Here is an 8315-nt window from a genome sequence, read left to right on the forward strand (position 1 = left end):
GGCGGGGGCGCTGGCTGCCGCGCTTTCGACCGCGGATGGGCTGTTGCTGACGATTGCGAATGCGCTCTCGCACGATGTCTACTATCACATGGTCGATCCGGCGGCGTCGAGTCAGCGGCGGGTGACGATCTCGAAGATTTTGCTGTTGGGGGTGGCGCTGTTTGCGTCCTACGTGGCGTCGCTGAATATGGGGAATATTCTCTTTCTGGTGGGGGCGGCGTTTTCGCTGGCAGCGTCGAGCCTGTTTCCGGTACTGGTGCTTGGGGTGTTCTGGAAGCGTACGACCCGGCTTGGCGCGGTGGCGGGGATGGTGGCGGGGCTGGTGGTGTGCATTTATTACATCGTCTCGACGTATCCATTTTTCACGCAGATGACGGGGTTCGTGGGGGCGCGGTGGTTTGGGATCGAGCCGATCAGTTCGGGCGTGTTCGCTGTGCCGGCGGGGTTCCTGGTGGCGATTCTCGTGAGCCTCGTGGATCGGAAGCCGGATGCTTATACGCGGGCGCTGGTGGATTATATTCGGCATCCTTGAGGTGCCCGGATGTCAGTCTGGCGGGCGTTTGCGGGGTGTTTGATGGTCGTTTTAGGACAGGGGTGGCGCAGGCCCCAGAGTTTGCTATAATTCGGCTCCCGCCGGAGAGGTGGATGAGCGGTTTAAGTCGCACGCCTGGAAAGCGTGTTTAGGGTCAAACCTAACCGGGGTTCGAATCCCCGTCTCTCCGCCACATATGAATGATAAGCCGTTGAATCCGCAAGAGATTCAACGGCTTTTTGTTTTTGGCTCACGCTACGGCCACCAAAACGCGTCGAATGGCGTCTCCGAAGCCGGCACTCTCATAGCCCCGCCAGCCCACCACTCAAGAAATCGAATACCGGTTCTGCGGACCGCTGACATACCGCTTCCGGGCGATCTCAAGAAGCTTTTCGCGAAACTGGTCGAAGGCCCCGAGTATCGAACGCTCGTCCGAGCCCGCGCCCGGCTGCAGATTCCTGATCACCGCGTCATCAACCAGGAAGGTGATTTCGCGCGAATTATCATATCCCCAGAAACACACACAATGCCTCGCGGCATCGTAACTACGGCTGGGATTGGGGAATTCAAGCGCCACGATCAGGCCTTCACGCTTGCAACCGAGTAACGCCACTTACTGGCATTTGAATCGATTGAAGCAAAACTAATGCGTCGCTGTTCTGCGCGCAGAGCATCCGCTGTCTCGAGGACAAGGGCGTGTGTCCTGCGTTCGAGGGTATACGCGCTCGAGCCGCCGACGACTGTCGAAGCTGGTTTGGTCTGTAATCGCATGGGGGGTCCTGAAGCACGCGGCCGCGAGACGCAGCCAACCGTCTCCCCACTGTATACCCTTCGCGAGGCGCCAGCGTCTTTTATTCCGCTGGGTCTCTGCCGATGTGCCCGCGAGTCGCTTGTTCTTCCAGCATAAAACGCCTGCTTCGTATCGCAATGTATCTGATCGCGACAGTGATACATGACATTGCAATCGGCCCGTTTTCCGACACAAGCCAGATACGTCACAGGGGCTTAATGCATCAACGCCGGATGACAGACGCACGCACCGCCGCAGATCCGAACGAGATGTGCGCGCCTGGTACCTGAGGTCCAGCGTCCTCTACCCCATCTTTAGTTCACGGAGAACGACATGAAAACCTTGATTCTTGCTTTTGCCCTCGCCGCATCAGTTAACCCAAAGAAATAATTCATCATGACTCAGCTCAAGAACGTGCTTTACACAGGAAAAACCCATACCACCGGTGGCCGGGACGGAGCGTCCCGCAGTTCCGATGGCCGACTCGACGTCAAACTATCGGTGCCCGGTTCATCCGGCACAGGCACGAATCCGGAACAGCTGTTTGCGGCAGGTTGGTCTGCCTGTTTTATCGGCGCGATGCGACGGGCAGCCGCCAACATGAAGATTGCGCTGCCGGCAGACACCGCCGTCGATGCCGAGGTGGACCTGTGTGCAACTGACGACGCTTACTCCTTGCAGGCTCGGCTGAACGTCAGCCTGCAAGGCGTGGAGCATGAAGTGGCCGAAGCGTTGGCGAATGCGGCACACCAGATCTGTCCATACTCCAAGGCCACACGCGGCAACATCGACGTCGTGATCAACGTGGTCTAGGTCGGCCAGGTTCGGCCAGTCGACACGGGGAAGTGGATCGCGGACAATCGTAACCACAGGGCCGTCACGCGACGAAGCGTCCGGCCCGTTGCGATCCGCCTTGATCGAAAGTCAACGCGCACAAAAGCAAGAAGACCGACCGACGCTCATTGCTAACGATACTTAAAATGCGCCATTTCCCCGACAATCTGGGTCTCGCTACCGATCTACTGCTGCACGCAGAAACGGGGATCGTCGAGTCGCGGAATGACTACATCGTCGTCCGCACCCCCGATGCACCCGATTACTTTTTTGGCAACATGCTCGTCCTGACGCGGCAACCCGCGGGAAGTGACCTGAAACGGCTGGAGCATGACTTTGCCCACCTCGTCGGCAAACCGCCTTCGATTGCACACCGCACGTTTACGTGGCCGGAGAGCGCCGAGAGTGTCGTCACCCTCGACGCTTTCGTCGAACAAGGCTATGACGCGACGGTCTGTTGTGTGTTGGCAGCGCATCCTGATGATATACGTCCGGTTGCGACAAACGCCTTGGTCGAGGTGCGCCCGTTTGCCGTGCAGCAGGATTGGGATGATTGGTCTCGAATGCAACTCGCCGACATGCCCAATCCCGCTGACATCACCTCCCAGCGTTTTATGGCGCATCAACAGACGGCCTACAGAACGCTAATCGACCGCGGTCTGGGAAACTGGTGGGGAGCGTTTATAGGTGACGCACAGGTCGGAAGCCTGGGCTTGTTCTTCCTTGACGGGATTGCGCGTTTCCAGTCAGTGATCACCGCGCCTCAGCATCGAAAGCGGAATGTTTGCAGGACCCTGATGGGCGAGGTTATCAGGCGCGCCGCCAGACGTTCGGACCAGTTTGTTATTGTTGCAGATGAGGCTTACCATGCCGGGGAAATATACGAGGCAATGGGTTTTCAGCGAAAAGGGCGCGTCGCCAGTTTGTGTCAGGAGCCGCATAATATAACTGCGTGCTGAGCGCATACAGAACAAGTCTAATCTCCTGAGAAATGCCCTCAGGGTTCTCACACATACGCAGGGGCACATCATGTCAAGCGAGTGGACGCGCCGCGCCAAGCTGTTTATCCAGCGTTTCTGGCAACCTACCAGCGCCTGTATGACCTGCATGCCGGGGAGCTGGGGCAACGTCATGAGCCTTGCCCACTGGACGATTGCGTTCCACACAGGTCTGCTCACCGGTCTTCTCGCGGTGCTTCTCACTTTTACACCTGCTGCGAAGCTCTACACACATCGATATGGCAATGCGCTAATCGTCGGTGTCCTGACCATGTTAGGCGACATCTACTCACACTCGAGTCATTATCGTATTCCCTACCTCGAACACATCATGACGGGAGTGATCTCAGGTCTGCTGACACTCGTCGCCTCATATCTCTTCGAGGACCGTGCGCGACGCATTCGGACAGCATGGGGACGTGTTTTCGGATAGTTCGCGGCCCGGCGGCACACCCGCAGTCGTATCATCGAGCACCGCCGTGCTCTGGCGGCCATCTATCGTCTCATCCGCAAAACGCACTTCCTGATAGAAGCGAGAAGAGTGCAGCGGGCGTAAGGTAGCCCGCGAAGCACACCGCCACGATCGCCAGGCCAAGGAGCGCTGCCACAGTTGCGATCAGAGCCTTCCGCAGAGGCTTCGCCGTGTCCATCAAGGCTCTCGTGATTCTTAGGCCTGCCATGCTTCTCACGCCGACTGCACAAGCGGCCCGGCGAGGCGATCGACTCGTTCATCGTTGATCGGCAAGTGCAATAGACCCGCGATGACGCCAAGCGCGATCGCGCCGTACCAAAGCAGATCGTAGGCGTGGGTCGCGTCGTACACGATACCGCCAAGCCAGATGCCGAGAAAGCTCCCTAACTGATGTCCAAAGAACACGAAGCCGAACAGCGTTGCGATATAACGCACCCCGAAGACCTGTGATACGAGACTGTTTGTCAACGGCACCGTGCCGAGCCAGATCAGGCCCATCACGAACGAGAATGCGTACACGCTTGCCGGTGTGAGCGGTGCGAAAAAGAATGCCGCCATCGCCGTGGACCGGATGAAGTAGATCGCCGAAAGCACGTACTTCCGGCGCATGAAGTCACCGACGTACCCGCACACGTACGTGCCAATCACGTTGGCGAGCGCGATCAGGGCTAGCGCCGCGCTCGCATTGCGTGCGCTCAAGCCTTTGTCCAGCAGATACGCGGGCATGTGCGCGGCGATGAATGCGAGCTGGAAGCCGCATGCCAGAAAGCCGAAATTCAGCAGCCAGAATCCTCGATGTGAGAGCGCTTCGCGAATCGCCGCGCCCATCGATTGCGCGGATGCGTCGCCGGCAACGTGACTCACGGGGCGATCGCGCAGCCAGGCCGAGAGTGGCGCGAGCAGGACCATCACCGAGGCAAGCACGAGGAGCGTCGAGACCCAGCCGATGCCGCTCAGCAGGCTTTGCACGAATGGCACGGTGCAGAACTGGCCAAGGCCGCCGATCGCACCCGTGACGCCGAGTGCCCAACTGCGATGCTCGGCGGGAAAGAGCCGCGAGAGCGCGCCGTACACGGCGCCGAATGCGGAGCCCGAGAGTCCGACGCCGACCAGCACGCCGGTGCCGAGCGTATAGACGCCGGGTGTGCCCGCATACGCCATGACGAGGAGACCGAGCGCATAGACAAGCATGCCGGCGAGTATCACCCGCGCGGAGCCGAAGCGGTCGGCGATCATTCCCGCGAACGGCTGCGCGACGCCCCAGAGCAGATTCTGCAGCGCTAGTGCAAGACCGAACGTTTCGCGCGACCAGCCGTGGTCGATCGTGACCGGTGTCAGAAAGAGCCCCTGCACGTGCCGCACGCCCAATGCGGCGCCCATTACAATGCCGCCGGCAATCACCGGTTGCCAGCGCTTGCGCCAGATGTCCTGTTGTCCGCTCACTGCCGCTCCTCCGCGTAGCGTGGGTGGCGCGCTTGCCATCGTCGCGCCTTCACTGCGCGTGCCGCACGGCGCAGCCCCACGTGACGGGTGCGGATGCCGCGCGTCCGCACACCATGCGAGCCATTAAATGCCAGCGCGCGGTGCGCTTCAATCAATGTTTTGGGCGCGTTCGCATGCATGCAGCGCATGCGAGAGGGGGCACTACATGCCGGCCTGCGCCACCAGCGCTTTGTTGACCACCGCCTCCACGGTGCGGGCCTCCGACCTGATCCACTCGACGACGTCGAGCACGTCCTGGCGCGGCTGCGTCTCAGCCTGATAGAGCCAGTAACCGTAGGTACTTGTGCGGACGGCGGCACCTTCGGCAAGCGCGACGAGCCGTCCGTCAGCGAGGAGGGACTCGATCAGCGCGATGCGGCCCAGCGCGATGCCCTGGCCGGCAAGCGCTGCGGCGATGACCTGGTCATATTGGTTGAAACGTAGCATCCTCATCGGCTGCGCGTGGGCGAGCCCCATTGCGGCGAGCTGATCGGACCAACGCAGGAGCGGCCTGCGCGGCCCCTCGAATTCGAGCAGCGCGTGAGGCCCGAGCACGGCGGACTCGTCGAGCCGCACGAGCCCGAGCGAGGGATGCGCGACGGGCACGACGGCCTCCTCGAAGAGGCGCACGGCGCCCGGGGGCGCGTTCGTGGCCGGGCAGTAGCGGATGCCGAGATCGATCCCTTCGGCGCGCAAATCGACGTTTCTGTCGATCGCCGCCATACGCAGGTCGACATTCGGGTAACGTCGTTGAAATCCGTTGATCCGCGGCAGCAGCCAGAGGCCCGTCACGCCGATACTGGCCGTGATCGTCACGGGCAGCCCTTCCTGCGCGTGGCCCAGGACTTCGAAGACTTCTTGCAATTGCTGGACGGCGGCATCGGCGGTGCGAAAGAGGCGTTCGCCCTCGGGCGTGAAGGAAATCGACCGGTAGCCGCGCTGAAAGAGCACGAAGCCGAGCCAATCCTCGAGCGCGCGAACCTGGCGGCTCAGGGCAGACTGCGTGAGGCAGAGGTCCTGTGCAGCGAGCGTGATGCTCATGCGGCGGCCGACCGCGACAAAGCCGCGAATCAGATCAAGCGGCGCGAGCCGGACAAGCGGTACTGGCATGCGTGCACCTCATGCGAAAGATGCAAGAAGGTTGGTTGAGCCAGTCGCGTGAGTCAAGTGGAATATTGATCTGTATGGATTCGGGCAATCGGGAATCGACTCATCTGGAGATACGATGCAGGACAGGAAAACCACCGCACCCGCACCTGAGGCAATCGCGCTCGTCGCGGCGGACGGCTGCCCGATTCGTGGCTTCGTCTGGCGTCACGGCGAACGCCATGCGGGCGACTGGGGCGTCGTGCACAGGTCCAACGCGAGCGCGCGGCCCGTGGTGATCGTCAACGCAGCGACCTCCGTGCGTTGCCGTTACTACTTTCGCTTCGCGGCATTCCTCTTCAGCCACGGCTGCGACGCGATTGTCTACGACTATCGTGGCATCGGCGAGTCGCGGCCGCAGTCGCTGCGAGGTTTCCGCGCGTCGTGGCTTGATTGGGGGCAGCTCGACTTCGAGGCCGTGTTGCGATACGCGGCGCGCGAATTTCCGGGCCAACCGGTCGACGTCGTCGCGCACAGCATCGGCGGCGTTGTCGTCGGGCTCGCGCCGTCGAACGCGATGATCCGGCGCGTCGTCACGATGGGCGCGCAGTATGCGCATTGGCGCGACTATGCGCCGGGCCGCAAGCTAGCGATGCTGTGGCGCTGGCATGTGTTGATGCCGGTCCTCGCAATACTCGCCGGTTATGTGCCGGCCAGACGTCTCGGCTGGATGGAGGACACGCCCAAGGGCGTGGCCTTATCGTGGAGCCGCAGCAAGGCGCGTTTCGAAGACACTTTCAGGCGCGGGGCGTTCGCCCTCGGCGACGCCGGACGCGCGCAGCTCGTCGCACAGTTCTCGGCGGTGCATGCGCCGATCCTCGCGATTAGCGTGACCGACGACGAGTTCGGCACCGTGCCCGCCATCGAACGGCTGCTTCGCTATTTCACGGGCAGTGCACGCACGCATCTGCGCATCGCGCCGACGCAGATCGACCAGCCGGCGATCGGGCATTTCGCGTTTTTTCATAGTCGCTTTGAAGACAGCCTCTGGCCGATTGCGCTCGCATGGTTGAAGTCGGAAGCGTTGCGGGAGGGAGGGCCAGGCAGCGTCGTATTTCAGCGCGCTGGGAGCGCGACGCAGCCGACCACGAGCGACACGAAACATCCCGACGCCAGTATCAGTGGCTAGCCCGCCGCATAAACGTTCGGCCGGTGCACCTCCATGTACTTCTCCGGGTGCGCAAGCTTGTCAAACCCATACCGGCGATACAGACCATGTGCATTCGAAGTCACAAGCACGATGCGCCGAAGTCCCTGCAGCACATCCGAATCGACGACGTGCTGCATCAATAATGCCGCGTAGCCGCGCGACTGGAATTCAGGCAGCACGAACACGTCGCAGAGATAGCCGAAGGTGACGAAGTCGGTGATGACGCGTGCAAAACCAACTTGCCGTTTGCCGAGATAGGCGCCGAAGCACAGCGAACCTTCGATTGACCGCTCGACGATATGCCGCGCGATGCCGATCGACCACGGCGCATGGTCATGAAGGAATGCGTGAATCATGTCGAGATCAAGTTCATGCTTGTCTGTCGAGATGTGCAGTACGTCGTTGTCCACGGTTACCCCAGATTTTCGCGCGATCGATTCGCGATCGTAACGTCTAGCCCCGCCCTGTTGCAAGACGCGCTTGTTTGACGTGCGCGATCGCTCGCCGGCTAACAGCCGTGAGTGAGTTAGTATTCGAAAATTGCGGCTATTCCTCGAAGGACGATCAGCGAAGATGAACGACCCTACTGCACCCACCGCGGCGGAATTTCCAGTTCAAAAGCAACTTGACGCATATAACGCACGCGATATCGACGCATTCATGCAATGGTGGTCCGACGATTGTGAATACTACGAATTTCCAGCGCGACTGCTGGCGAGTGGTGCTGCGCAGATACGCGAGCGCCACGTCACGCGCTTCAAGGAACCCAACCTGTTCGGCAAGCTGATCAAACGCAGTGTGGTCGATAACCTGGTAGTCGATCAGGAGGTCGTCACACGGACGTTCGCCGACGGCATCGGCGAAGTCGACGTGCTCGCGATCTATCAGATAGAGAATGGGAAGATCGCGAA

At 60.9% G+C, this 8315-nt stretch carries 9 protein-coding genes, 1 tRNA gene and 1 pseudogene; 7 read left to right on the forward strand and 4 right to left on the reverse strand.

What is annotated here, in order from left to right:
• Window positions 1–532: pseudogene (locus M0954_RS00575) on the forward strand (cation acetate symporter); the annotation flags it as partial.
• Window positions 533–635: 103 nt separating this feature from the next.
• Window positions 636–725: transfer RNA gene (locus M0954_RS00580), tRNA-Ser, on the forward strand.
• A gap of 132 nt (window positions 726–857) precedes the next feature.
• Here M0954_RS00580 and M0954_RS00585 read toward each other — a convergent pair.
• Entirely contained in the window at window positions 858–1109 is a 252-nt protein-coding gene (locus M0954_RS00585; protein WP_122154162.1) for a DUF1488 domain-containing protein, read from the reverse strand.
• 609 nt (window positions 1110–1718) lie between these two features.
• Here M0954_RS00585 and M0954_RS00590 point away from each other — a divergent pair.
• From M0954_RS00590 to M0954_RS00600, 3 genes are all read left to right on the forward strand, one after another.
• Window positions 1719–2135: an organic hydroperoxide resistance protein gene (locus tag M0954_RS00590; protein WP_297351071.1), complete on the forward strand. Its 417-nt coding sequence runs from the start codon at window positions 1719–1721 to the stop codon at window positions 2133–2135.
• A 167-nt stretch (window positions 2136–2302) separates the two neighbouring features.
• Entirely contained in the window at window positions 2303–3115 is an 813-nt protein-coding gene (locus M0954_RS00595) for a GNAT family N-acetyltransferase (protein WP_297351073.1), read from the forward strand.
• Window positions 3116–3185: 70 nt separating this feature from the next.
• Window positions 3186–3587, forward strand: coding sequence for a hypothetical protein (locus M0954_RS00600; protein WP_122154166.1), 402 nt, complete (start codon window positions 3186–3188; stop codon window positions 3585–3587).
• Window positions 3588–3839: 252 nt separating this feature from the next.
• Here M0954_RS00600 and M0954_RS00605 read toward each other — a convergent pair whose 3' ends face one another.
• Together M0954_RS00605 and M0954_RS00610 are read right to left on the reverse strand one after the other, a co-directional pair.
• Entirely contained in the window at window positions 3840–5069 is a 1230-nt protein-coding gene (locus tag M0954_RS00605; RefSeq protein ID WP_297351075.1) for an MFS transporter, read from the reverse strand.
• A 201-nt stretch (window positions 5070–5270) separates the two neighbouring features.
• Complete coding sequence (locus M0954_RS00610) at window positions 5271–6218, reverse strand: LysR substrate-binding domain-containing protein (protein ID WP_123384431.1); 948 nt, start codon at window positions 6216–6218, stop codon at window positions 5271–5273.
• Between the two features lie 115 nt (window positions 6219–6333).
• Between M0954_RS00610 and M0954_RS00615 the strand changes: the two genes are divergently transcribed.
• Window positions 6334–7383, forward strand: coding sequence for an alpha/beta fold hydrolase (locus M0954_RS00615; RefSeq protein WP_297351077.1), 1050 nt, complete (start codon window positions 6334–6336; stop codon window positions 7381–7383).
• Here M0954_RS00615 and M0954_RS00620 read toward each other — a convergent pair.
• Window positions 7380–7760: a GNAT family N-acetyltransferase gene (locus tag M0954_RS00620; protein ID WP_133892977.1), complete on the reverse strand. Its 381-nt coding sequence runs from the start codon at window positions 7758–7760 to the stop codon at window positions 7380–7382. The genes M0954_RS00615 and M0954_RS00620 overlap by 4 nt on opposite strands.
• Window positions 7761–7977: 217 nt before the next feature.
• Between M0954_RS00620 and M0954_RS00625 the strand changes: the two genes are divergently transcribed.
• The coding region (locus M0954_RS00625; protein WP_297351079.1) for a nuclear transport factor 2 family protein at window positions 7978–8315 on the forward strand (338 nt) is incomplete at its 3' end.

The sequence above is a fragment of the Paraburkholderia sp. genome (genome assembly GCF_026225065.1).
GTDB lineage: Bacteria > Pseudomonadota > Gammaproteobacteria > Burkholderiales > Burkholderiaceae > Paraburkholderia.